This window comes from Fibrobacter sp. UWEL (genome assembly GCF_900142535.1).
Taxonomy (GTDB): domain Bacteria; phylum Fibrobacterota; class Fibrobacteria; order Fibrobacterales; family Fibrobacteraceae; genus Fibrobacter.
In genome coordinates this window covers 1-24,614 of record NZ_FRBE01000026.1, presented here as the reverse complement: position 1 = coordinate 24,614, position 24,614 = coordinate 1, and the positions used below count along the sequence as shown (strand labels likewise).

General features: G+C 51.1%; 25 protein-coding genes and 3 tRNA genes. 9 read left to right on the top strand and 19 right to left on the bottom strand.

Annotated elements, in window-relative coordinates; all coding sequences use genetic code 11:
• Positions 1 to 10 precede the first annotated feature (10 nt).
• Positions 11 to 622, top strand: a complete 612-nt coding sequence (locus tag BUB59_RS13260; protein WP_143160403.1) for a hypothetical protein — start codon at positions 11 to 13, stop codon at positions 620 to 622.
• A gap of 52 nt (positions 623 to 674) precedes the next feature.
• On the opposite strand, the gene BUB59_RS13255 is transcribed toward BUB59_RS13260, so the two are convergent.
• Positions 675 to 1,094, bottom strand: a complete 420-nt coding sequence (locus tag BUB59_RS13255) for a hypothetical protein (protein ID WP_073230784.1) — start codon at positions 1,092 to 1,094, stop codon at positions 675 to 677.
• A 70-nt stretch (positions 1,095 to 1,164) separates the two neighbouring features.
• On the opposite strand from BUB59_RS13255, the gene BUB59_RS13250 reads away from it, so the two are divergent.
• A tRNA-Leu gene (locus tag BUB59_RS13250) sits at positions 1,165 to 1,247 on the top strand.
• Positions 1,248 to 1,282: 35 nt separating this feature from the next.
• Positions 1,283 to 1,723 (top strand): hypothetical protein, encoded by a 441-nt coding sequence (locus tag BUB59_RS13245; RefSeq protein ID WP_073230782.1) that lies wholly within the window; start codon positions 1,283 to 1,285, stop codon positions 1,721 to 1,723.
• Here the strand turns inward: BUB59_RS13245 and BUB59_RS13240 are convergent.
• The 5 genes from BUB59_RS13240 to BUB59_RS13220 are packed head-to-tail and all read right to left on the bottom strand — an operon-like array spanning position 1,701 to position 7,286.
• Entirely contained in the window at positions 1,701 to 2,225 is a 525-nt protein-coding gene (locus BUB59_RS13240; protein WP_073230779.1) for a hypothetical protein, read from the bottom strand. The genes BUB59_RS13245 and BUB59_RS13240 overlap by 23 nt on opposite strands.
• Complete coding sequence (recJ, locus tag BUB59_RS13235; RefSeq protein WP_234980064.1) at positions 2,225 to 3,976, bottom strand: single-stranded-DNA-specific exonuclease RecJ; 1,752 nt, start codon at positions 3,974 to 3,976, stop codon at positions 2,225 to 2,227. Before recJ ends, BUB59_RS13240 begins: the two co-directional genes overlap by 1 nt.
• Positions 3,976 to 5,100, bottom strand: a complete 1,125-nt coding sequence (locus BUB59_RS13230; protein WP_073230777.1) for a DNA polymerase III subunit — start codon at positions 5,098 to 5,100, stop codon at positions 3,976 to 3,978. The genes recJ and BUB59_RS13230 overlap by 1 nt, the downstream gene beginning before the upstream one ends.
• Complete coding sequence (locus BUB59_RS13225) at positions 5,097 to 6,440, bottom strand: murein hydrolase activator EnvC family protein (RefSeq protein ID WP_073230775.1); 1,344 nt, start codon at positions 6,438 to 6,440, stop codon at positions 5,097 to 5,099. The genes BUB59_RS13230 and BUB59_RS13225 overlap by 4 nt, the downstream gene beginning before the upstream one ends.
• Positions 6,441 to 6,443: 3 nt before the next feature.
• On the bottom strand, positions 6,444 to 7,286 hold the full coding sequence (locus BUB59_RS13220) for a cell division protein FtsX (protein WP_234980063.1): 843 nt from the start codon (positions 7,284 to 7,286) through the stop codon (positions 6,444 to 6,446).
• A gap of 67 nt (positions 7,287 to 7,353) precedes the next feature.
• On the opposite strand from BUB59_RS13220, the gene BUB59_RS13215 reads away from it, so the two are divergent.
• The 4 genes from BUB59_RS13215 (at position 7,354) to BUB59_RS13200 (ending at position 10,804) form a co-directional block, all read left to right on the top strand.
• Positions 7,354 to 8,385 (top strand): CdaR family protein, encoded by a 1,032-nt coding sequence (locus BUB59_RS13215; protein ID WP_234980062.1) that lies wholly within the window; start codon positions 7,354 to 7,356, stop codon positions 8,383 to 8,385.
• On the top strand, positions 8,382 to 9,389 hold the full coding sequence (gene tsaD, locus BUB59_RS13210) for a tRNA (adenosine(37)-N6)-threonylcarbamoyltransferase complex transferase subunit TsaD (protein WP_073230769.1): 1,008 nt from the start codon (positions 8,382 to 8,384) through the stop codon (positions 9,387 to 9,389). The genes BUB59_RS13215 and tsaD overlap by 4 nt, the downstream gene beginning before the upstream one ends.
• 89 nt (positions 9,390 to 9,478) lie before the next feature.
• The gene (locus BUB59_RS13205; RefSeq protein WP_073230767.1) at positions 9,479 to 9,913 is read left to right on the top strand and encodes a hypothetical protein; all 435 of its coding nucleotides are present in this window, start codon (positions 9,479 to 9,481) and stop codon (positions 9,911 to 9,913) included.
• Positions 9,914 to 9,922: 9 nt separating this feature from the next.
• Positions 9,923 to 10,804, top strand: coding sequence for a biotin--[acetyl-CoA-carboxylase] ligase (locus BUB59_RS13200; protein ID WP_073230765.1), 882 nt, complete (start codon positions 9,923 to 9,925; stop codon positions 10,802 to 10,804).
• 18 nt (positions 10,805 to 10,822) lie between these two features.
• Here BUB59_RS13200 and BUB59_RS13195 read toward each other — a convergent pair whose 3' ends face one another.
• From BUB59_RS13195 to BUB59_RS13175, 5 genes are all read right to left on the bottom strand, one after another.
• The gene (locus BUB59_RS13195) at positions 10,823 to 11,047 is read right to left on the bottom strand and encodes a hypothetical protein (protein ID WP_073230763.1); all 225 of its coding nucleotides are present in this window, start codon (positions 11,045 to 11,047) and stop codon (positions 10,823 to 10,825) included.
• Positions 11,034 to 11,927: a 4-hydroxybenzoate octaprenyltransferase gene (locus BUB59_RS13190; RefSeq protein ID WP_073230760.1), complete on the bottom strand. Its 894-nt coding sequence runs from the start codon at positions 11,925 to 11,927 to the stop codon at positions 11,034 to 11,036. Before BUB59_RS13190 ends, BUB59_RS13195 begins: the two co-directional genes overlap by 14 nt.
• 58 nt (positions 11,928 to 11,985) lie before the next feature.
• Entirely contained in the window at positions 11,986 to 12,555 is a 570-nt protein-coding gene (locus tag BUB59_RS13185; protein ID WP_073230756.1) for a UbiX family flavin prenyltransferase, read from the bottom strand.
• The gene (locus BUB59_RS13180) at positions 12,552 to 13,292 is read right to left on the bottom strand and encodes a ubiquinone/menaquinone biosynthesis methyltransferase (protein WP_073230754.1); all 741 of its coding nucleotides are present in this window, start codon (positions 13,290 to 13,292) and stop codon (positions 12,552 to 12,554) included. The genes BUB59_RS13185 and BUB59_RS13180 overlap by 4 nt, the downstream gene beginning before the upstream one ends.
• Positions 13,293 to 13,385: 93 nt before the next feature.
• Positions 13,386 to 15,866: a CotH kinase family protein gene (locus BUB59_RS13175; protein ID WP_073230752.1), complete on the bottom strand. Its 2,481-nt coding sequence runs from the start codon at positions 15,864 to 15,866 to the stop codon at positions 13,386 to 13,388.
• A gap of 173 nt (positions 15,867 to 16,039) precedes the next feature.
• Here BUB59_RS13175 and BUB59_RS13170 point away from each other — a divergent pair.
• Positions 16,040 to 16,112 (top strand) — tRNA-Phe (locus BUB59_RS13170).
• A 255-nt stretch (positions 16,113 to 16,367) separates the two neighbouring features.
• Here BUB59_RS13170 and BUB59_RS13165 read toward each other — a convergent pair.
• Positions 16,368 to 17,513: an HD domain-containing phosphohydrolase gene (locus tag BUB59_RS13165; RefSeq protein WP_073230750.1), complete on the bottom strand. Its 1,146-nt coding sequence runs from the start codon at positions 17,511 to 17,513 to the stop codon at positions 16,368 to 16,370.
• Between the two features lie 118 nt (positions 17,514 to 17,631).
• On the opposite strand from BUB59_RS13165, the gene BUB59_RS13160 reads away from it, so the two are divergent.
• Positions 17,632 to 17,712 (top strand) — tRNA-Ser (locus BUB59_RS13160).
• A gap of 63 nt (positions 17,713 to 17,775) precedes the next feature.
• Here BUB59_RS13160 and BUB59_RS13155 read toward each other — a convergent pair.
• The 7 genes from BUB59_RS13155 to BUB59_RS13125 form a co-directional block, all read right to left on the bottom strand.
• The gene (locus tag BUB59_RS13155; RefSeq protein ID WP_073230748.1) at positions 17,776 to 18,492 is read right to left on the bottom strand and encodes a ComF family protein; all 717 of its coding nucleotides are present in this window, start codon (positions 18,490 to 18,492) and stop codon (positions 17,776 to 17,778) included.
• A gap of 99 nt (positions 18,493 to 18,591) precedes the next feature.
• Entirely contained in the window at positions 18,592 to 19,845 is a 1,254-nt protein-coding gene (gene rodA / locus BUB59_RS13150; protein ID WP_073230746.1) for a rod shape-determining protein RodA, read from the bottom strand.
• On the bottom strand, positions 19,845 to 21,686 hold the full coding sequence (gene mrdA / locus BUB59_RS13145) for a penicillin-binding protein 2 (RefSeq protein ID WP_073230743.1): 1,842 nt from the start codon (positions 21,684 to 21,686) through the stop codon (positions 19,845 to 19,847). The genes rodA and mrdA overlap by 1 nt, the downstream gene beginning before the upstream one ends.
• Positions 21,679 to 22,170, bottom strand: a complete 492-nt coding sequence (mreD, locus tag BUB59_RS13140; RefSeq protein WP_073230741.1) for a rod shape-determining protein MreD — start codon at positions 22,168 to 22,170, stop codon at positions 21,679 to 21,681. Before mreD ends, mrdA begins: the two co-directional genes overlap by 8 nt.
• A complete protein-coding gene (gene mreC / locus BUB59_RS13135) occupies positions 22,163 to 22,990 on the bottom strand; it encodes a rod shape-determining protein MreC (RefSeq protein ID WP_073230739.1) in 828 nt (275 codons plus the stop codon). The genes mreD and mreC overlap by 8 nt, the downstream gene beginning before the upstream one ends.
• Positions 22,991 to 23,007: 17 nt before the next feature.
• Positions 23,008 to 24,030 carry a rod shape-determining protein gene (locus BUB59_RS13130; RefSeq protein ID WP_073230737.1) on the bottom strand — a complete coding sequence of 341 codons (1,023 nt, stop codon included), beginning with the start codon at positions 24,028 to 24,030 and terminating at the stop codon, positions 23,008 to 23,010.
• A 70-nt stretch (positions 24,031 to 24,100) separates the two neighbouring features.
• Positions 24,101 to 24,472: a hypothetical protein gene (locus tag BUB59_RS13125; protein WP_234980061.1), complete on the bottom strand. Its 372-nt coding sequence runs from the start codon at positions 24,470 to 24,472 to the stop codon at positions 24,101 to 24,103.
• Positions 24,473 to 24,614: the final 142 nt, after the last annotated feature.

Genomic DNA, 24,614 nt, shown 5'->3' with positions numbered 1-24,614 from the left:
ACTTAACCTGATGAGAAAAATTCTAGTCGTTATTTTGTTCGCAGTTGTAGGTGCTTCGGCAGATCGCACTCTTCCTAAGATGAACTTGAATGTCGCTACCATAGGATACTCTTCTCTTGGACGTGTTGAGGCAAGTGCTCTTCATTTCCGCATGGGAGAAAGTTTTTTTTCCGGCATCAACCCGCTTCGATTTGATATTCGAACAAGCTATGACAAAAGCGAGTACGATGAAGACCCTATTTCATTGGGCTCCCCCATAGTCACCGTTCCCGCAGCGGGCTTGGCCTTTTTATGTTTTGCGAATAAAGCCCCTCAAACGGTTGGCATCGTCTCGGCCGTAGCTGCATTTTTAGCTTCTGGCGAACTAGGTTATCGTTTTTTGAATTTTGATTATTTCAGACTTTCTGTTTTCGAGTCCCACGTATTCGAATGGTGGCTATACAAGAAAAACAACAAATGGCACATGGACGAAGCGGGCTGGGGACAGGAGCTCGGCCTAGAAATGGAATTTCCTCACGTAATGCTAGATGGCGGGGCTCAGTTTGAAATCACCAACAAGCAAAAAGGTATGGGCTGGTTTGTAAGAGTCAAGCTGATTGATATTTTTGAATTATTCCAATAGTACTAGATTTGTTTGGATTTCAATAATCGCACTATTTTTCCAGCATTTCGGTTTACTTGTCCCTAAACACTTCGCCGGCGATGTCCTTGCCAGGGCCGTTGCTGCCCTTGGAATGCTTTACCTGGTATCGCATATCCTCACGGCCAGGAACAAACTTCACGTCTGCTTCCAGCTTATAAGCGCCATGGGAACCCTTGATCTTGAATCCCCCGGGGATTTCCTTTAAAGTACAGTACTTCATGTCCGGTGCTTCAAAGTCGATGTCGTTCCAGGAAGGGTTACTCACTTCCTTCTCATCCATGGCCATGTTCAGAGAGCTGATGTAGGTATCTCGGGCAAGAGCCAGGTCTTCCTTGAATTCGCGATAGACGTCCATGTCCCCGTCGTAGGCGTAAACCTTGGGCTGGGCAAGCAGAACCAATGCCATAAAGGCGAAAACAAGAACCGATAGAAGGGAGAAATTCTTTTTCATGCCCCTTAATTTAATAATTCCTGGAGTTTAACGCTCATTTTTTTATATATTTGTGCCACGCTCAACACCTGCCCAGGTGGTGGAATGGTAGACACTGGGGACTTAAAATCCCTTGGGGGCAACCTCGTGCGGGTTCAAGTCCCGCCCCGGGCATTAATTGAGCAAACCTTTAGACCAGCGAGGTCACCATGATTGATTTCTATCCGAACAGCATTTACTACCCCCGCGAAGCAGTCGAGGAGAAGCTTGCCAAGGGCGAACTTCAGAAGACTGAAAAGCACCTGATTGGCTGGACGGAACGCCACCGCGGCGAAATCTGGGACTGCGCTCGTGACGACGCTGACGAACCCACCGACGAAATTCTCCTGGACAATCTCCGTGCCCTGCTCCTTTGCAAGGGTTCCCTGCAGCCTGCCGCCGAACTGGGCGACATGATCAAGGAAATCAAGAAGGAAGAATGGTACCAGAACGAAAAGGAAAAGGAAGGCGGTCACGAAGACACCGAAATGGTGGCTGACGAATGGCGTGCCAAGTACTTGATCAAGTGGCGCGAAGCCCGTATGTTCGAAGCCTTCATCCTCATCGAAAAGAAGGCCGACCAGCTTCTTAATATTTTGAAGTCCAAATAAACGGGACTATAAAATCCGTTTTTCCACTGGTGCTGCGACGGTAGCGCCAGTATTTTTTTATGTGGTCCTGAAGACGCTTGCCCAATTCCAGATCGTCTGTATCGGACATGATGGAATCCACCTGGAAGATACCCAGGGAATCCACGGAAAGAATCAACCTAGCGTGGACGTCGGGAACGGTAGTTCTCTTGCGGTAGTTGCGCCAGGCCTTCTTGAAATGTTCATTGGCAAGCCAGTGGAGGCCTGCGGCACGGCCCTGCAGGAAGCGGGCCATCTGTTCCATATCGCGGCCGGCGGAATTGTCCAGTACTTCGATATCGGATACTTCCGGAAGAATCATGCGGCCCACAAAAGGCGTTTCCACCTTGTGAACATCTTCCACTTCAACCTGACGCACATCTACGGGAGTCTTGTACGGATTCCTGGGCATCAAGAGAACACCCGCAACCATGGCGAGGAACAGCATGATGATGAAGATGCCAAACAGATTTCTAAAAAACATTAAATCTTACCTTGTTCAATCGCCTTGATACACAGCTGCAAGGACTTGTGGCCATTGTAGTAGTTCCAGGTCGGTTCAAAGACGATGGACACAGGAGTAGTGCCCGTAAGAAGCCCCTTCCGCTTGCGCAGACCAAAGGCAATAGCCTGGAATACCGGGCTACCCGCCTGGGAAATTTCCATCTGCAGGTGTCCACCAGGCAATTCGCGGAAGCGATGCACCTTCACGTTATCTGCACGGAATGTGGGATAGGGAAAGTTACCGCCGAAGGGTTCCAGCAAATCCAGGAAACCAAGAATGGGCATGGTCTGACTGACGTTTCTGCCTTGTGCTACCGGCATGTACTGGGAGGTTTCCACCACCAGTTCATAGAGTGCCACCTGAATGTCGAAGGGATAATCTTCCGTAACGACCGTTTCCTCGCCGGTGTAATTCTGGTCGGCCGCAGATACTTCCAGACGCTTGCGGAGTTCGTCGATCTTATCGGCGGTAAGGGAGAAGCCAGCGGCGTTGGCATGTCCGCCCCAGCGGTCAAACAAGTCCCTGCATTCAAAGAGAGCGCGATGCCAGTTAAAGCCAGGAACAGCACGAGCGCTGGCATGAGCCACACCGTCCATAATGGACAGGACTGCTGCCGGACGATGGTATTCCTGGGCAAGCTTTGCGGCAACGATGCCAATGACCCCGACGTGCCAGTTCTCGCCGGCAACCACAAGGACGGTAGGCAGAGTTTCGCCATAGACAAGCTTGACCTGTTCCATAGCCATGTCCGTGATTTCTGCTTCCTTCTGCTTGCGTCGGGAATTCCAGTTCTTGAGTTCCGCCAGCAGTGCGTTTGCCTGGGCCCGGTTAGGACTCAGTAACAGCTTGAGGGCCGGGTCCGGCCGCTCCATGCGGCCCGGTGCGTTCAGCACCGGGGCAAACTTGTACATGACGTCGATGCCGCCTACGGTACTTTCCGGCTTCATGAGAGCGGAGTACATTTCCTGCAGGCCAGGCCATGGGCTGTTCTTCAGCTGGGCAAGACCCGCCTTGGTAAAGAATCTATTCTCGGGCGTCATCTGGACCAAGTCCGCCAATGTCCCGAGGGCCACCAAGTCCAGGAACTTTACAGGACGCGGCATGGACAAGCGGGAATACAAGGCGCAAATAAACTTGTAGGCAACGCCTACACCGCACAGTTCCGGATTTTCGTAAGGATCGTCTTCCTGATGGGGATCCAGCAGGACGTCGCAAATCGGAAGCCCCTCTCCAGAGGGTTGATGATGGTCAATCACCATCACCGCCATTCCCAATTCCTTAGCGTGGGCAATTTCAGCATTGGCCGTAATGCCTGTATCCACCGTCACCACATAGCGGGCGCCGGCCTCATACATTTCGTCTACTGCGGAAACAGAAAGTCCGTAACCGTCACCAAAGCGATTGGGGAGCCTCCAGTCCGAGACGATTTTTAAATCCTCGAAAGCCTTGGTCAGCAGGGTCACAGAAGTCATTCCATCCAGGTCGTAGTCGCCAAAGATAAAGACCTTCTCGCCCTTTTCACGAACATCCAAAATCCACTGAACGGCATCGTCCATGCCCTTCATGGTAAAAGGATCCAGTTCGTCTTCGGCGCTTCTGCACAGCAGTCGATACGCATCCGTGGGAGTATTGATGCCTCTGGACACCAGGAATCGGGCTACCACATGGGGTATCCGCAATCCGTGGGCAAGAGCCGTAGCTCTGCGTTCGTCCAAGGCAACGCAGTCCATTACTTGTAACCCTCGAAAAGTTTCAGGGCCAGAGTCTGGAGACTCATGGTGGTCGTCGCACGACGGGACTCAATACGGGACATGGTTTCCTGAATGTCCACCAGGGCAAGTTCCAATGCCGTAGCGTCAATACGGGGGAAGTTCTTCAGTCCGATACTTGCGGTGGTCGTAGGCATACGCAAAGGTGCACCGCCCAGCTCCCTCAGGAGGTCCGCCACCAGGAAGGACATGACTTCCAGGAAACGATTTGCCACATAAGGATCTTCCAGGGAAGCTTCCTTCAGGGCAAAGAACAAATCGGTATAATCCTGCAACAGGGACTTCCGGATGAAATCCACAGCCAGGGGGTTCCACTGCTCGCAGAGGGGCGCATAATAGAGCGCCTTGCCTGGGGAACCCACCGCCATGCCCACCACATCGTCGGTGAGCATAGTACGGTCAAAATCTTCATCTGCCACGCGGGCGGCTTCCTTCTGGACTTCGTCATCCGTCAAAGGCAACAGGTGCAGCGCAAGGCATCTGGAGCGGATGGTCTGAAGCATCTTCTCGCGGGAAGACGTGGTCAGGATAAAGTAGGTGTCAGGAGGAACATCTTCCAGCGTCTTCAGGAAGGCATTGCTTGCCGCTTCGTTCATGCGGTCTGCTTCAGCAATAATCACCGTACGGACACGGTCACCTCTCATGGCAAAACTGCTGGTCATGGTACGCATCAGCTCTACGGAAATGAAGGCTGCCGCACTGAAGATGTCTACACGATAAGGATTCTTGATAATTTCCTTGATGTAGTCCTGCTTAATATCTTCGATGGTCTTGGCAGTGCTTCGGGCGGTAGCGTCTTCCGCCTTTTTCGCGCGAGCTTCTGCCGCTTCCAGAGGGATGATCCAGTTTTCGGTTGCACCGCTTTCGGCAGCCATACGGCAACCGAAACAATGACCGCAAGGTCTACCTGCGGGATCCGTACACTGAAGGGCCTTGGCAATTTCCATCGCCAGAGCCTTCTTGCCAATGCCTGTGGGGCCATCAATCAGGATAGCCTGGGGGAATCGATTTTCCCTCAATGCGGACATCAGGCGGATTCTCGCCCTTTCCTGGGATACAGGACCTTTTAAACTGTAATCAATCATTTTGTATTTAACCACTGCAAAGGATCCACGGTCTGCGTTCCTTCGCTAACTTGGAAGTACAATTTAATTCCATTTAAGGAACCGATGTCGCCCACTTCGCCAATTTCCTGGCAATTTTGCACATTGGCGCCTTCTTTTACTCGAATTGACTTCATATGGCCATATACGGAATAGGTTCCGCCCGGATGTTCAATAATCACGGAGGGGCCACGACCATCAATTTCTGCCACCATGGCAACAGTTCCTGCGGCGGCCGCACGGACCATTCCGCCACGCTTACCGCGAATTTCCACACCCAGGTTACGAGTCATGATATGTAGGACCGGATGTTCCTGAAGACCATAGTTGCTGATGATTTCACCTTCCATAGGCTTACAGCGGGGTCCTTCCGTAGCGGCCACCACAACCTTGGGCTTTGTCACCACCTTCTGGGGCTTAGGTTCTTCCTTCTTTTTCTTCTTATCCTTGGCGGCCTTGTCCTTCGCTGCCTTCTCGCGAGCAATTCGTTCCGCTTCAGCCTTCTTGGCGGCCTCGATTTCCTTCTTGCGGCGGGCTTCCAACATCTTGATCAAGGCTAGCATGGTCTTCTGGTTCTGCTCGAATTCCTGAAGGGCACGGCGCTGCATGTTCTGGTCCTGCTTCAGGTTCTTCAGCATTTTTTCCTGACCGTTCATCTGGGAAACCAGGCCCTTTTCTTCGGCGGCCTTCTTGGACTGAAGATTCTTCAGTTCCGCCAGATGGGACTGTTCCTGTTCCGCCTTTTCGTTACGTTCAATGACCAGCCTCTGGAGATACTCCACCTCGTCACGATCCTTACTTAGCACGTAACGGACCCAGTAAGCCTGACGTTCAGGGTTCCCTTCTTTCGTTAGGAGATCCATCAGCACCTTGGCCTCGCTGCTGCGGCCTTTTACATACAACGTTCTGACACGCTTGGTCATGACGGCCTTTCGTTCCGTGATTTTCTTGTCCAGCGAGTCAATTTCCGTAGAAAGCCTAACCAGAGCGTTCTGCAACATATTCTCGCTCTTGGTCAGTTCGTTAATGTAGACGCGGGTCTGGTTCAGGTTCTGGTCCAGAAGGGAGATGGTATTCAGCACGCCTTTTTCTTCCGTTTCAAGAATACTCAATTCCTGACGGCGTTTGGCCAAGTCCGATTCCAGCTTTTTCAGAGCATCCTTCTGTTCCTTGATCTGGGCATCCGTCTTTTGGGTAGCCTGCTTCACATTATTCTTTGGTGCAGGCTTTGAAACCGTCTTTGGTGCAGGCTTAGAAGAAGCCTTGGGAGCGCCAAGACTTACGCCGACAAAAAAGCAGAGGATGAAAAGGAACAGGCGCATCCGTTAATCCTGTTCACTACGTTTGACTTTCAGGAACTTGCGCACCGTGCTGAAGCTGAAATATCCGGAAAGGAAGGTGACCAACAAGACGACCGCCACAAAGGCAAAGCCAACGCCCTGGGCATAAACGCTAATAATGGGCAGGGACTGGGTCAGGGAACGGATGGTGGCAAAAAGCAGGACCACAGCAAAACCACTTCCTAAAAATCCCTGGATAGCACCCTGGAGCACAAAGGGAAACTCAATAAAGAAGTAGCTGCCGCCAGCGTATTTCATATTCTCCACCAGCAACTTTCTGGACAAAAGGGAAAGTCGGACGGAATTGCAGATAATCAAAGAAAGGGTAATCAGGAGAAGCACGCTAATGCAAATGGGCCAGAAGATCATCTTGAACTTCCAGGCGGCAATTTTTTCCACCCATTCCACAGGAGCCTGAACTTCTTCAAAATAGTCTTCGCTGGAAAGGGCGTTCACAAGACCCGCCAGGTCCCCAGGGTTCTGGTTTTCTTCTTTCACCGTCATGCGGAAATAAGGCGGCAGGGGATTTCCTTCCACCAACTCCAGCATTTCCGCAGAGAAATGACTTCTAAAATCCCTCAGGGCAGAATCCGCACTAATGAAGCTGACGGAGTCCACATACTTGCGGTGTTCCAGTCGTTCACGAATCACCTTGACGGAATCCATGGACACGTCATCCGGCAAGAACGCTTCCACCGTGTAGAGGTTCTTTTCGGCGTCCAGAAGCCGCATGGCAGCCCCTAAAGCAGTGAGGGAAGAAGCAAGAAGTAAAGAACACAGGAAGATGGTCACCAACGACGGGAAAATCACCGAACGATGTTGCCTCATTCCGCGGAAAGATTCCGATATTAAATAACCTAGTTGTCCGAACACAAAGCGAATTATAACTAAATTTATGGCAGTTCTTTTCGAGACGACTATGGGAAACATCGCATTAAAGATAACGGCACTGCTTTTTGGCATCGCAATCTGGTTTATCGTGATTTCACGACAGGATTATCAGTTGGTCCTGGAAGTTCCGCTGAACTTTGTAAAGCTTCCCGAAACAATGGCTATTGCCTCCAAGCCTCCTCACACCATCCACATTACCGTGGAAGGCAAGACTTGGGACTTGATCCGTCTCCATCGCGAAATTACCAAGGGTAATGCCAGCGCCGCCACCATGGTGGTAGACCTGCAGAAAGCAGAACTAGGCGCCACCCGCATTCACCTGGACCAGAAGAATTTCTTTGCGCCGGGCTTTTCCAACGTCAAGTTCATTGAACCCGAAAGCCGCCTGCTTTTCATTGACCTGGATTTGGACACTCGCATTGTCCGCAGCGTTCCTGTCAAGGCGAACACAGCCATTAACGCAGCCCAAGGCTACCTGCTGGCAGACGATCCCAAGATTACTCCGGACGAAATCCAGGTCTCTGGCGCTCGCAATGCGCTGGCAAGAATCATCGACATTCCCACGGACTCCATGACCTTCGATACCCTCAAGGGAAGCAAGGTCTTTACAGTCCCCCTGAATTTCGACGCCTTCCCCAGTTTTGTATCCCCCAGCGATTCCAGCGTCAAGATTGCGGTAAACATCCAGAAGATGGGTTCCAAGACATTCGAGAAGGTTCCCGTCTCTCTCATCGGCTTCTACGATCGTAGCATCTACAGCCTCTCTCCGGATACCGTCACTGTAGAAATCACCGGCGGTGAACAAGTTCTGGATTCCATCACCAAGGAACACATCGAGCTGATTATGGAATTCAACCGCTTCGCCATCGAAGACGCCGACAGCCTTTCCCCCACCACCAAGTTGACTCTGCCTCCCTCCGTCAATCGTGAAAAGTCCATCAAGGCTATTGAAGTTCGCCCGGACAAGGTTTACCTGAAGAAGAAGGAAGTCAAGGTGGAGTCTAAAGCAGAAGCAGTCGAGGAGGCCGCACAATGATTTGGCTTGGTATTGAATCCAGCTGTGACGAAACCGCCTGCGCGATCCTGCAGGACGAACCCCTCAAGGTTCTTTCCAACCCGCTTTACAGCCAGATCGACGAACACGCCCTCTACGGCGGTGTGGTTCCCGAAATCGCAGCACGAGCACACCTGCAGAAGATTGTGCCCGTGGCAGAAGCTGCCGTCAAGGAAGCGGGCATCAAGATGGAAGACATCGACGCCATCGCCTACACCACTGGCCCGGGCCTTATGGGACCGCTTCTCGTAGGAGCAAGTTTTGCAAAAGGTCTCGCCCGCGACCTGAACATTCCCGCCTATGGAATGAATCATCTGGAAGGTCATCTTGCAGCCGCCTGGCTTAGCAATCCGGACATTGAACCGCCCTTCCTGACCCTCACCGTCTCTGGCGGCCATACGGAGCTGGTTCTGGAAGAACCGGGCTTCAAGTACACAAGCATTGGACGCACCCGTGATGACGCCGCCGGCGAAGCTTTTGACAAGTGCGGCAAACTGCTGGGCCTGAAGTATCCCGCAGGCGCCACCATTAGCCGTCTGGGTGCCAATGGCAACCGCAAGTTTGTGGAGTTTCCCCGTGCGCTCCGCGGTCATGACAATTGCGAATTTTCCTTCAGCGGATTGAAAACCGCAGTTCTCCGCTATACGGAAACTCACGATCCCGAATACATCCAGGCAAATCTGGGAGACATCTGCGCCTCCCTGGAAGACGCCATCGTAGATAGCTTGGTGACCAAGACCATCAACGCCCTGAAACTGACCAAGATGAAGACCTTGGTCATGGGTGGGGGTGTGAGCGCCAACGCCTGGCTTCGCACCCGCCTGCAGGACTACTGCGGCAAGCACGGCATTCGCTTCTGCATTCCCGATCGTAGCCTGAGTACTGACAACGGCGCTATGATCGCTGCCGCCGCCATCCGCCGCGTCAAGCAGAACAAACTAACATCGGTGGACGTGGTCAAACCCTGGATGCCCCTAGCGTTGTAACGTGATTTAAAATACGGAAAAGTGACTTAATTCATTTTCTTGGTAGTTTGTAGCAACAAACTTCGTTTGAATTACGTATATTGGTATCCATGAGTTACGAGGTATCCAGAGTCATTCCCTTTATCGCAGCCGCCTTCATGGCGGTCTCTTCGGCTATGGCCCAGGACACCCCCCTTCAGGCAAAGGACGTGGACGTCTTCCGTCCCGAAAAGCGAGAAACCACCGTCAAGATGGTGGACTCCTCCAAGGCAAACGCAGTTACCTTGGACGTGAACGTGTTCTCCGACGGCTTTACCGGTTCCTACTACATTCTCTGGGATCAGGTCGATCTTTCCGAAGAAATGAAGAAACTCATGACCACCCGCGACTTCGCCCGTGATGAATTCTTCATGCAGAACATCGACCGCGAACAGTTCGAGCAGGAACGCTTGCTCCAGCTTTTCGAAGACCGCAAGAAGGAATACTTCCTGATTTTCCCGGAAGAAGCCATGAAAATGCTGGAAGACTTGAATAAGGACAAATAGTCCAGCCCTATGTTCTCGCCCGAAAAAGAATTTAGCCTCTGGAACCTGACCGGTTTCGCAGGCAATCCCGCACAATTATTCAAGACTATTGAAAGCACCCACACCTACATGAAGGTGCAGGCTGCCTCCGGCGCCATCCAGCCGGGAGCTCTTGTGGTCGCCGATAGCCAGAGCGCAGGCCGTGGCAGGCACGAACGGACCTGGGCCTCCCCCGAGGGCAAGAACCTCTACTTCAACATCCTGATTCCTCTGGACGGCATACCCCTCAACACAACGCCCCAGATCACCCAAGTGGCAGCCCTCACCTTTGCGGAAATATTCCAGAGCCTCCAGGACCTTGGCGAGCCCCGCGGGGACGATCAGCACGAATTAAAAAAAACAGCCAGCCAGGCGGTCCAACGCGTCACGGTGAAATGGCCCAATGACATCCTCTTCGGGAGAAGTAAGTTCTGCGGCATCCTGGCAGAAATCGTCTTCCAGCAGGGCAAGCCCGCTTTCAATCTTGGCGTTGGCATCAACGTGAACAGCGACCCTCAGGACTACGCTTTCCTGGGCCGTGAAGTCACTACCCTGAAAGCCATTGCAGGTCACGCCATCAACCGCGAGAAACTCCTGCAGGCTCTTATCGGCCATCTGGAACGCGCCATCGGGCAGTTTAAGGCATTCGGCATCTCCCCGTGGGTTGCCGCCTGGAAAAAGATGGACCAGTTCATCGGCGCCCGCGGAACCATCGTGGCGAACAACCGCTGTACGGACGAGAACCGCAATAATGGCGAAGGCTCCATCAAAAAATCGGGCCGCATTCTGGATATGCAACCCGATGGAAGTCTACTGTTCCAGACCGACGACGGAGAAGTACAGACAGTCTACTCCGCGGATCTGGAAATCTAGCCTTTCAAAAATACAAGCTTATTTATCTCGACGGGTCTTAAAGAAGACGCTTCCCGCCAACGAAACCGCCAGGACCACAATCATGGCAGTCAGGCCCATGTTTACCAAGTCCACATACTGTCCGGCGTAACCCGTTTCCAGCAGGAACACAAAGATCAGGGCGACGATGGCGCCAGTGGCACCCATGCGTTCGAACATCTTGATCTTATCTTCGTTGGTGAACTTCTTATTAGAAAAGGACATTGACGTCACCTCCCATAATCATCCATACAATCAGGCCCACCATCACCAGAGCGCTAATGGCCACATTGGCCAAAAAGAAGTCTCGGTTCATGGCATCCAGATCGTCGGACTTTCTAAACAAATGGATGTAGGAAATTGCTGCGGTCATGAGGCCCGTTACCACCCACCAGGCGGCGCCCATGTTCCACACAAAGCCAAAAGCCACGCACAGGGCAAGCATGGCCACATGACTCCAGAAAGCAATCTGCAAGGCACGCTTGCGACCAAAGCGGGCGGGCACGGAATGGAGGCCCAGCTCACGGTCGATTTCTTCGTCCTGAGTGGCGTAAATAATATCGAAGCCGCCCATCCACAGCATGAGAATCACCAGCAGGAAAATGGGGAATAGGGCGAACTCCCCGCGAATGGCAATCCAGGCGCCCAGAGGGCTCATGCCGATAGCGAAACCCAGGAACCAGTGACAAAGCCAGCTAAAGCGCTTCCAGTAAGAATAAGACAGCAGCAACAGCCATACGGGCAAGGCCAGCAAGCCCGCCAGGGGCTGCAACAGGGCAGCACAAACCACGAACAGCACGCCGTTAATGGCCAGGAAGGCGATGACGGATTTCTTGCTCAGGCGGCCATCCGGAAGGTGGCGCTTGGCAGTGCGAGGGTTCTTGGCGTCAATGTCCGCATCCGCAATGCGGTTGAAGCTCATGGCGCTGTTACGAGCAGTCACCATGCACAAAACGATGAGCAGGACAATGCGGGCAATCTCCTGCCACGCCATCCCTCTAAAGCCGTTTGCTGCCACCCACATGGAACCGATGGCGAAAGGCATGGCGAACAGGGAATGGCTCAAGCGAACCAGATGACCAAATTCCAAAATTTTTTTCAGCATATGAGTTGTGAGTTATGAGTGATGAATTATGAGATATTTGGAATTCATAATTCGTAATTCATAATTGTTCATTGTTCCATGGTTTAACAATTTTCTTCAGCTGTTCCGCAGGTATGCCTAGGTGTTTCAGCACCTTCACCACTACCGAGTCCACCAATTCCTCGATGGAAGCAGGCTTGCTATAGAACTGCGGGGAAGCGGCAATCACCACGGCCCCTGCCCGAGTCAGGCGTTCCATATTTTCCAGGTGGATCAAGTTGTAAGGCATTTCACGAGGCACAATCACCAAGGGACGGCGTTCCTTGAGACACACGTCCGCAGATCGTACCAGCAAGTTATCGGAAGTCCCGTGAGCGATTCGTCCCAAGGTCCCCATGGAGCAAGGCACTACGGCCATCCCTGCGTAGTCAGCGCTCCCGCTGGCACATTCCGCAAAGAAGTCATTGACATCGGGCATTTCATCGCAATGCTCGTAAAGAGCATTCTGGCCTTCGTAAGCCACCACGTCACGGCCAGGAGACGTCACCAAGGCAGTCACGCTATGCCCCAGCTGCTTCAGGTGCATTGCAACGCGGGTAGCGTAAATCGCCCCGCTAGCCCCTGTTACGCCCAGAATAAAACGGCTCACTTTGCCTCCGGCGCAGTTCCATTCAGGGAACCGGAACTTTTCTTCAGGAGAACACGATAGGCTACCCCAAAGAAGCAGGGTTTCACATGGACCAGTTCCATCCCGTTCTTTTCCGCAAGGGCCACAAAGTCCGCTACCGGCAAGAAGTTAGTGACGGAATTGACAAGATACTCGTACGCATCCTTCTTGCTAAAGAACGCACCCATAATGGGGATAAACAGCGGAGCGAGAATCTTGTAGAAAAACTTGTTGAATACATTTCGCGGGGCAAAAAATTCAAGAATCTGCAGGTAGCCACCATCGTCCAGCACGCGGGCGGATTCCTTCAGGGCAACTTCTACGTTAGGCACGTTACGCATGCCAAAGCCATTCAGCACCACGTCAAAAGTCTTGTCCTGGAAAGGCATTTTCATGGCATCCAGCTGGACAGGTACCGCAGAAGTTTTCTTGCCTTCCGCACCCTTCAGCATCCCGAAGGAAAAGTCCCCCAGAATCGCCACGTCCTGAGCACCGTTAAACTTTTCGTAGGTCACCGCAAAGTCACCAGTGCCACCACACAGGTCCAGCAGGCGTTTGCCGGGCTTCTGCTTTTTCAATTCCTTACAGCAGGCCCTACGCCAGAGAATATCCTGAAAACAGCTCAGAGAATGATTCAGGAAGTCGTACCGTCCGGAAATTTCGTCGAACATGGCACGAACATAACTTTTTTCATTGGGATCTTTCTTCTTTGAGCTCATGGGGTACAATTTAGAAATTGCAGGCCGTCAGTCTTTCTCAAAAGCAAAAAAGCGCGGACTTTCGCCCGCGCTTTAAACATTCGGTAAATTCCATTACTTGAAGTTAGCAGTAATGCTTACGTCACTGTCAGTAGCGATTACGTGGGGATTTTCCACAGAACCGTCAGACCAGCCCACAAACATTGCGCCTTCAGCAGGAACTGCGGTCACTTCCATACCAACGCCAGCGAAGAACTTGCCAGTGTAGGAGGCCTTGCCGCCAGGAAGCTTAGCGCCTTCCATCAAGACAGAACCGTTACCAGAAGCAGCGATAGTTACGTTAACCATTCCGCTCAGGCCAAATTCAGTCTGGAATTCGCTAAAGATATCACCATCGCGATCATTAGCCCAGTCCTTCAAGATTTCGCCATCCTTGCTGAAGCCACCGGGATAGTACTTTTCTTCCTGCTTAAACTTTTCCAGGTCACGTTCCATATCGGAGGAATTCATGGTAGCAACCATCTTATTCACGATAGAGGAAACGTTGGAACCATTGACGTAATTCTGGTAAAGCATTGCGGCATGGTTCACAAAGAGGCGCTTGAATTCAGGATTCTTGATCAGCTGAATATAGAGGTTAGCAAAGCAACCCGTAACCTTACAGGGAACATTTCCACCGCCCTTCTTGATCCAGCTAAACATGTTGGTAGAAGATGCATCAAATTCACCGTTATTCACGCCCCACTTCCAGCCAAATCCGTGGTCAAGGTCGTAGATCATGAACTTCCAGGGCTGACCCGGAGCCTGCCATGCACGGACGTTATTGTTGGGCCAGTCACCGTTCTTGTAATAGATTTCAGCAGCCATATAGTCCGCATAGTTGCCCAGATCCATCAAGCCCTTCACAGCAGCATAGCTTTCGTTATTTTCGCCGCTGAAGTCACTAGTACCCACAAAATTCAAGAGAGCAGTGAAGTTGTTCACAGCAGAAACGGTATTACCAGTCAGCATGCTATCCGCATGGCCAAGAATCTTGACCATTTCCACAGTACCGGCATCAATATCATAATTGGTTTCTACATAGTTCTTGTTGAAGCGTTCACGCATGTCATGAATGCCCCAGTACTTACCGTTATAGAACACAACCACCTGGCGGCTACGCTGGTAATCCACACCGCTGCCTTCCAAAGCAGCACCGCCTACAGCATCTTCGATGTAGTCACTGACGAAACGGTTACCATTGTTACGGAGGTTAAATCCCTTGAACTTGTTATTCAAATCCTTGCGAGTTTCGAACAAAGGATACTTCAGCCAGCCAGCTTCATATTCTTCGCGCATGACCACAGCCACGGACTTCTTGTCAGCCACGCGGCTCCAGCCACCCATCAGAGAAATACCGGCATCAATTTCCCATGCCTTTTCCTTGGAAGAGCTACCTTCAGCGAAGTATTCCACATGAACCGGGAATTCCACATCTGCCATCAAGCCAGCAGGACAGGACTTCGGATTATCGCTACCACACTTAGACTTCGGCACATAATGATCGCGGAAGAATGTGGAATCCACACTTACAGCCACCACAGGCATCTTTACGGATTCACCGACGAAGTAGGTATTGGTCACCACCTTCTTGGTCAAGAGGCCATCCTTGAAGGCGGCACAACGAAGGACCGTATTTTCTTCGATGGTGATGGTCTGGTTGAATTCCGGAGAGTCCTTGGTAGGAGCAGAACCATTCTGGGTGCAACGAACCTTCAGGCCACCGCTTACAGTCGGAGCGTTCAGCTGAACTGCTTCCTTGTAGAAACCGCCCTGGGAACCATTGAACTGGAATTCAGGAGCCATTCCATCGTAAGCCGTCTGAGCATTGTTAGCCTTTTCCGGAGTGGGGGTACCAAAATACTTCCAGGCGCCTCCATCTACAATGCCCCAGCTAATGCCGGATTCCAGAGCAGGATACTGCACGGAATCACGAATACCAAAATACTGGTCTACCAGATAAACGGTACCGCCATCCTTTTCCAACTTCCAGTTGGTATGAGTACGACCCTTACCGAGTTCAGTATCGCTGGGAGCCGTTACCAAGTTTCTCTTGTCGCAGAATACGGTACGGAAGCTCTTTGCAGCAATCAGTTCATCACCAAAGATCCACTTACGGCCCTTGGCAGTCGTTTCCACCAGAGCATAACCCTTCAGGTTTGCGGCTTCGGAACCAGCATTATAAATTTCGACCCAACCCGGATCGCCACCTTCTTCATCTGTCCAGCTCAAGTTCACCGGAGCAATTTCCGTAATCAGCAAGGCGGAGTTACCCACCCAATGCATAGTGGTGTCCAAGGGAATCAAAAGAGTATCAATTTTCTTGATTGTGTCGCCAGTAACCGGATCAATATGGGTCACAGTATCAATCTGCTGCTTGCTGGAATCGCCAGTCACAGGGTTAACCACAAGAGTATCGCCAGACGGACCTACAACAATATTACCATTACCAGGTTTAGCAGCGGCTTCTTCATCAACGCAAGCAACCAAACTTGCAAAAGAAAGTCCCAAGCAGCCCAAAGCTGCCAAATAATTCAGTTTTTTGAAAACCTGCACAATTCTACCTATAAATAAGGATTCATCCGAAAACACCACTATCTCGGAATCCCAGTACCATCATCTCAAAGCTAAATTTAGAAGATTATTATAAAAAAAGGAAAAAATCTCAGTAATATTCTATTTACCCTTGACAAGCTTTTCAACATGTACTATATTTGGGCTACCAAAACGGCGCTGTAGCTCAGTTGGTAGAGCAGCGGACTGAAAATCCGCGTGTCGTCAGTTCAACTCTGACCGGTGCCACGAAAAAAGACCTTAGCGAAAGCTAAGGTCTTTTTTATCATGCAAGGGGGTTACACCCCCTTGGAACCCCCGTTATTTCTCAAGATTGGGGACGTTGTCCCCTCGAGCTCCCCTTTTATTTCGGGGCTACACCCCCTTGGATCCCCCGTTATCCATCAGGATTGGGGACGTTGTCCCCTCGAGCACCCCCGCCCCGTCACCAATTCAAATAAAGTAATCCTCTGAGGAGGCGCTTCAGCGCCCCTCTGCATCATTCTATCTACGGATGTCGCCGTCTTCGGGATTTGCTTGCACACGATAGCAGGCAAACACTTCATCCCAATGCTCAATGAGTGCGTCCACAATTTCCGGCTGGAACTGGGAACCGCTCATCTTGATGAATTCTTCCTTCACCTTTTCTTCCGGCCAAGGAGCCTTGTAGCAGCGATAACTAGCCAAAGCATCCAGCACATCGGCTACGGCACAAATACGGCCTGCCAGAGGAATGCTCTCGCCCTTCAAGCCCAAGGGATAACCCTTACCATCCCAACGTTCATGATGAGCGCGGGACACATTTGCTGCAAAGCGCAAAAGCTTTCTCTTGGAATTGCACAGCATCTTGAAGCCCAGTTCCGCATGAGTCTTCATGATGGCATATTCTTCTTCCGTAAGCTTGCCCGGCTTGTTCAGCACAGCATCGGGAATGGCGATCTTGCCCAAGTCATGCATGGGAGCTGCCAAGTGGATCTTCTCCACCTCTTCCGGAGGAAGCTTCAAGTATTCAGCCAACTTTCTAGAGGTTTCCGCCACACGCTGGATGTGGTCACCCGTTTCCTGACTGCGGTATTCGGACGCCTCACCCAAGGTATGGATAATTTCACGCTGGGTAGCTTCAAGTTCTGCAGTCAGCATGGCGGATTCCACAGTCTTTGCGGAATACACTGCAGTCAAGCGCAAGTGTTCCAGATCCTGTTCAGTAAATTCCTGAACCTCGCCTTGCTTGTTAATAGCCTGGAATACCCCCATGACGTTTCCAATGGAATCCATCAGGGGCACCGTCAGCACAGACTTTGTATGGTAGTGCGTTTTCTCATCACTACGACGGTCAAACCTGGGGTCAAGGTAAGCATCCTTGATCAGCAAGGGTTCGCCCGTAATAACGGTACAACCGGCAAAGCCTGCGTTCTGGGGAATACGAAGTTCACTGACGCCATGAGCAACCTTTGTCCAAAGTTCGCCGTTTTCCTCATCCACAAGCCACAAGGAACAACGGTCAGCAGAAACCATGGCTCGACCAAGGTCAGCCATCAGCACAAGCAGATTATCCATCTTGCGTTCTGCCGCAATCTTCGGCATATAGGAGAACAGCAACTCCAGGATTCTCTTAGACTCTACCGTCTGCTTCTCATCAACGTCCATCATACAAGGTCTAATTTAGTTAATAAAAGTTTAACTTCAAAATCAAATTCACACTTGGTATGTGAAAAATCACGGATTTGTTGACGGAAACGCTATTTTTTTTCTATCCTTTGTCGCGCCTGGAGGAATAGGCTAATTGGTAAGTCAGCGGTCTTGAAAACCGCCGCCGTAAGGCTTGGGGGTTCGAGTCCCTCTTCCTCCGCGAAAAGACCGGCTTTTGGCCGGTCTTTCTTGCATTCAGGAGTCTATAGACGATCCCATAAAACTACATGGAATCCCAGGCAGTCCGGTTATCCGCCGCAAAATCCGCCGCCGCAGTAGCCGGTTCATCGTAAAGCAACGTGCAGACCTTCACCGGCAGAGGAAAATCTTGCCCCAAGGCACCCAGACAGCTGGAGGTCGTCGCCCCCGTGGTGAACACGTCGTCCACCACCAGTACGGTCCCGCAAGTAGGCATTTTCTTCTGAGGAACCATTTCGAAAGCACCCGCCACATTCCACTCACGTCCTTCCTTGGAAAGCTTTGTCTGGGACACTACAAAAGTCCTTCGCCTAAAAAGTCTCCAGACCTTACCGCCACAAGTAGACGCAAGCGCCCCTGCAATCTTTTCCGCCTGGTTATATCCTCGCTCTCGAAGACGCGCTGGGTGCAACGGGACCGGCACAAAGTAAAGAGGCTTCGGCAACAAGGACAACTCCTGGGCAACCACCTCCCCCGCTCTTGCGCAGGAACGCTTCACCAGGTAGGTCGCCATACCAGGAATACTCTTGTACTTCAACGCATGAATCAAGTTCCTCGTCAAAGGTCTCATGGGAAACAGGCAGAACACATCCCCATTGGGAAAGTGAGGCGCCTTGGACATTTTCTCCAGCTCCGCCCTACAGGCAGGGCAAAGCCACGGGTCCAGAGACTCCGATGCCACGCCACATCCAAGACACTCCATTCCAAACACAAAACCGCCAATGCTTTCTAGCCAATTCATAAAAGCCTCCTATGGAAAATGCGCAAACACGCACTCCCATAGACACGCTTTTTTCAGGCGATTTAAACAGATTATTTTTGAAAAATTTGTTTTACCGAACTAACGGCGACGGCTCTGGAAACGAAGGCAAAGCAAAAGGCCAACCAGCACCATGCAAGTCAAGGCAAAGGATCCACCATAAGACAGGAATGGCAGCGGCAAACCGGTCACCGGCATAAGACCAATGGTCATGGCGATATTTACCAACATATGGAAAACGAAGATTGTTGTTGCTCCCATGGTTACAAGCGTCACGAAAGGATCGCGAGTAATTTTACATACCGAAGTCGCACGCCACAGGAATAGGGCAAACAGCACAAGAACAACCACACAGCCCAAAAAGCCAAACTGTTCGCCAAGTACGCTAAAGATAAAGTCCGTATGTTCTTCCGGAAGGAACGCCAGGTTCGTCTGAGTTCCGTTCCCGAAGCCCTTCCCCGTCAAGCCGCCACTGCCAATGGCAGTAATAGACTGCAGCACCTGATAGCCATCGCCCATAGGATCGCTCATGGGATCCAGGAAGGTATTCACGCGCTTCTGCTGATGAGGTTCCAGCATATTCCATACCATGGAACTCGCATAACCCGCCAGAATGTTTGCCGCAAGGAAAAAGATCGTCTGGAACTTAGGCAGGCGGCGGCGCATCAGGGCGAAAGCCACCGCACAGATCAAAAGCCCCCAGAGAATTTCAAAGCCAATCGCCTGGGAATGGGAAAACAGAACGGAGAATACAGGACTAACAATCAGGAACACATCCGTCAGGGTAAGACCTGCAAAGAAAAATCCCACAAAGGTAACAGCAGTAAACACAAGAGCAGTACTCAAGTCCGGCTGTTTCAGCACCAAGCCAAAAGGCACAATAAACAAGATGAAGGGAACGACGAACGTCTTTATTTTATACAAACTAACGTGATGTTTGGAAAGCCAGAATGAAATGGTCAGCAAATAGGCAATCTTCGCAAATTCAGAAGGCTGTAACTTAAAGAAACCAAGGTCAATCCAACGACCTGCACCCTTCACCACGTCACCCGCAAAAAACAGCACCACGCAAAGCAGCACCAGGGACACGAAGTAAAGAGGGAACGCAGCACGTTTCAGCCATTCAATACGCACAAAAACCAGCAGGACTGCCAGGATAGAGCCACCCACAAAATGAAGCAGCTGCTTGAACCAGAAAGTTTGGTGGAAGGGAATCTCTTCCGTAATAGTTGCGGAATACACCAAGGTCAACCCACAGGACATCAAGGCAATCACCAGAAGGATGAAAAACCAGTCAAACTTGAGGGTGCTATCGACAAACTTTAAGGGTCTCATTAGGGAGCCTCGATATGGAAGTATTCCATCAACACTTTCTTCGCGATAGGAGCAGATACAGCGCCGCCACCGCCGGCAGCTTCCATAATAACTGCAACGGCAATTTCAGGATTTTCCAGGGGAGCTACAGCAGCATACCAGGCGTGAGTCTTATGGCCACGTTTCCATTCGCCAGAGCCAGTCTTTGCACCCACGCGAATTCCCGGCAGGGCACCTCTCTTACCCGTTCCTCCAGGATGGTTCACCACGGAATCCATAGCATGCATCAGTACGCGATGGGTGGATTCCTTCATCCTGCCGGAACGAATAATTTCAGGTTCATAACGTTTCACCACATTTCCCTGCTCGTCACGCAGTTCCTTCATGAAGTGAGGCCTATAAACACCCTTGTTGGTCGCAAGAGAACCCACAAGCACCGCCTGCTGCAAGGGAGTCACAATTTGGCCCTGTCCAATGGAAAGATTCAAGATCAAGCCACGAGCCCAGCGCCAGCCATTTCGCTTGTTTCTCTTGTTGAAGGATATAGAATCCGGAAGCCAGCCCGGACGTTCACCGGGAATGTCTACGCCCAGCAATTCCTCACCCAGGCCAAAGCGTCTACCAAACTCGTTAATGCGCTCCATATCAATATCAAGGCCAGCCTGATAGAAGAACACGTCACAGGAGAGTCGCAAGGCATGGACCACATTCAAGTTGCCGTGAGTCCCCCAGCACTTCTGGTAACGGGAGCCATACTGATAGCCACCCGTACAAGCCTTGGGATAGTACTTGTATTCCGACAGGAGACCGTTTTCTAGTCCCGCTCCCGCAGTCACCAGCTTAAATACGGACGCCGGCGGATAAGTACCAGAAATAGCACGATTGGTCAAGGGACGCATGGAGTCCAGAGCCACATGGGCCCAGCCCTTGTTACGTTCACGACGTTTCAAGGAGAAAATGTTCGGATCCAGACGAGGAGAGCTGACCATGGCAAGAATTTCACCCGTGCGGGGATCCAGGGCCACCAAGGCGCCCCTGGCACTATCGGGAATAGCCGCTTCCGCAACCTTCTGCAATTTCAAATCTAGCGTAGAAACCAGGTGAAGACCAGGAACAGGATCCTGCCCATCCACACCATCCACGATACCCACTTCACGTCCGGAGGCATTCACTTCCACCAGCTTTACGCCATCCTTACCGCGGAATTCCTTATCGTAATACTGTTCCAGTCCCTTCTGGCCAATACGGTCACCCTGAGAGTAGCCCTGGAATTCCGGAAGCTTCAACTGTTCTTCGGAAATCTCACTGGTATAACCCAGCACATGGGAAGCCAAGGTTCCATAAGGATAATCACGACGAGATTCAATCAAGGTCACCACACCCGGCAATTCAGAAGAATGTTCTTCCACCACAGCCACCTGCTCGGGAGTTGCATCTTCAAAGAATCGAATGGGACGGTTCTTGATCCAGCGAGTTCTCTGGAACGCTGTATCTAGGGAAAGGGAGTCAAAGAGACGTTCGCCAGACTTGTCCTTAATCTGGAGCAGACGATTGAAAACGGAGTCTCTCGCTTCCTTCTTGCGAGGAAGGCTGGTTGCCTGCAAAGCAATCTGGTAAGAGGGACGGTTGCGAACCAGAACCTCACCGTTTCTGTCGTAAATAAATCCGCGGTTGGCAATCAAGTCCACCTTACGCAAACGGTTGTTATCCGAACGCTGGACGTTTTCGTCGTAGTGAACGTACTGCACAAAGAACAGGCGCAGCAGCAGCACCATAAATACCAAAGCAACCCCTGTCAAATAGACAAGGACATTCCAGTTTTTGCGCTGCTGGATTTCGTTATCGTTAACGGAACTACGCATGCTTTTTCTTATCGCCGCCGTGGTCCAGATAGAAGATAATGCCGCCGATGAATACCGTGTAGATAAACTCCGGCAAAGTCTGAGTCAGGAACAAATTGGTAATGATATCCTGGGAAAGTCCCGTTACACCATAATAAATCATGTCGCAGACAAAGAATGCAAAACCCAGAACAGCAACCTTTGCAGGCTTATTCAACGTCAAAAGTTTTTCTTCCACCTGGCCTACCAGGAATCCAATGACCGTCATGGAAATCGCGTTGGCACCAAGCCATTCCACAGGAGCGTAAATATCCTGGGAGAATCCCGCCAGGAAGCCCCAGAAGCAACCTGCTGCAGGGCCTCGCTTAATAGCGGTAGCAACCACGAAAATAATCACGAAATCAGGAGTTGCACCAAAGATGGAAATCCAGGACGCCACAGATACCTGCAGCGCAAAGGAAGCAATAAACAAAAACAGAATCTTGAGCCAACTTGAGTTATTCATCCAGCAACTCCTGAATAATCCAGTCCGGTTCCTTTTCCATCACGAACACTTCTTCCAGTACGGAAAATTCCTGGAAGGGCTCCACGTCCATCTGGCGCATGACATCCAAATTAGATTTACGAATGTTCTGAACAGTTCCAACAGGAATACCCTTGGGGAAAATACCACCAAGGCCAGATGTCACCAGGGTATCGCCTACCTTTGCACCCGCATGAGCAGGCACCATTGCAGTAAGCCTGTGTCCATCCATGGATTCCAGGAAGCCCACCACTCTAGAACGTCGCTCCATTACAGACAACTTAAGATTCGGGTCCACCAGCAGCTGCACGCGAGAATGTCCCATTTCCGTCTTGGTGACTTTACCCACCAAGCCGTTCATGGAAAACACAGGCATATGTTCCTTTACGCCATGCATGCTACCACGGTTAATCACCAGAGTTGTAAGGAAGCGTCCCGGGTTGTGTCCCACCACGCGAGCGGTCACAATGGGATAGTCCCACTTGTCATCAAAGCGGACCAGCGTGTGCAGTCTAGCCAGTTCCTGCAAGCCTTCATGGGCATGATAAGTTTCCTGGCGCAGTCTTGCGTTTTCTTCCTTCAGATGGGCGTTTTCATCCGCCATGGAACGGAATTCATTCAAGGAACTCGCCACCAGCTGTACCGGATAGAAAACCGTACTCGTAATCGTAGAGACAATGCTCTCCCTCACCACATTGGGAGCCTGACGCATCAGGAACCCAATAGCCAAGAAAAAGGCAAAAGCAACAATGCCATGCCTTTGGGAGAACAAATCGATAATAAAGCGAAAAGCCCTAAACATCGAAATGTATCGTAGGTTTAGTTAGAGGATGCGATCAGGACCGGACGATACTTGTCCAAGTCTTCCAGAATGCGAGCGGCACCCTTACATACGCAGACAAGGGCTTCGTCAATCACATTCACGGAAAGACCAGTTTCCTGACGGATACGTTCGTCAAAACCGCGAAGCTGAGAACCACCACCAGTCATGATGATACCCTTGTCGTAAATATCTGCAGACAGTTCCGGCGGAGTAATGCTCAGAGCCTGCTTCACAGCTTCAACAATAGCGGTCACAGGTTCATTCAAGGCTTCACGAATTTCAGCGCTGTTAATGGTCATGGTGCGGGGCATACCGGCAATAAAGTCGTGACCCTTCACTTCCATAGTCAGTTCTTCTTCCAGCGGGCTAGCAGAGCCGATAGTCATCTTGATCTGTTCAGCAGTGCTTTCGCCAACGCACAGGTTGTACATAGTGCGGAGGTAACGAACGATAGCTTCGTCCATTTCATCACCACCCACGCGTACAGAGGCGTTACAAACAGTGCCGTTCAAGGCAATCACAGCGATATCGGAAGTACCACCGCCAATATCCACAATCATGTTACCCACGGGATCTTCCACAGGAATACCCATACCGATGGCAGCAGCCATAGGTTCGTGAACCAGGTGCACTTCCTTTGCGCCAGCCTGCTTGGCAGCGTCAATCACAGCGCGCTTTTCCACTTCGGTAATACCAGAAGGAACACCCACCACAACACGAGGCTTCACCATCCACAGCGGGTACTTCTGAACGCGCTTGATGAAAGTCTGCAGGAGGTTTTCAACCAGTTCGAAATCAGCAATCACGCCATCGCGCATGGGGCGCACAGCGCGGCTTTCGCCAGGGGTACGGCCAAGCATCTTCTTCGCTTCGAAGCCGATGGCAGAAACGCGGTTATTCTTGCTGTCCACAGCAATAACCGTAGGTTCGTTAATAACAATGCCCTGGCCGGCAACGTGGACCAATGTGTTTGCCGTACCGAGATCAATACCGATGTCGCAAGAGAAAAGACCGAACAAGGTAAACGCCCTTTTAAATGAGATGAAACTTTACGCCACAATTATAGTTAAAACCAAACAAGCAAACAACCTAAGGAATGGAATCCCTGCCATGTTTTAGTTCTTTGGAATAGCGGTCCCACTGACGAGTATGCACGTCATAACGATACTTCCGCTTTTCATGCATAGCCACGTCCTTGTAGATGAAGAAATCCACCTCAGCATAAGCAGCATAAATACGAGACGCAGCCCCTTCGAACAAACGAAAATCCTTGACACGATAGTAAGGCTCCGCCATCAAGGCATCCTTGTTCCCGTTGGCACGAATATTCTCCGCCACCATGAACTTCAAATCTTCCTGTAAGTACGGCGTTAGTTTGTGTTCAATACGATCCGTAGGCTCAGAACACCCCACCACCAAAGCCATCAAGGCAAGCAAAACAATCAATAATCTTTTCATCATCCCAAAGATATAAAAACCCCCGCCATAAAACGAGAGCAAGAATCCAAAAGAAGGAACCCACCGGCAAGCCGGTGGTTCTTCATAGACGGGCAAAGCCCTATGTTACGGCACGCGCTAACACGCGTACGCAGTCTGCCACCTG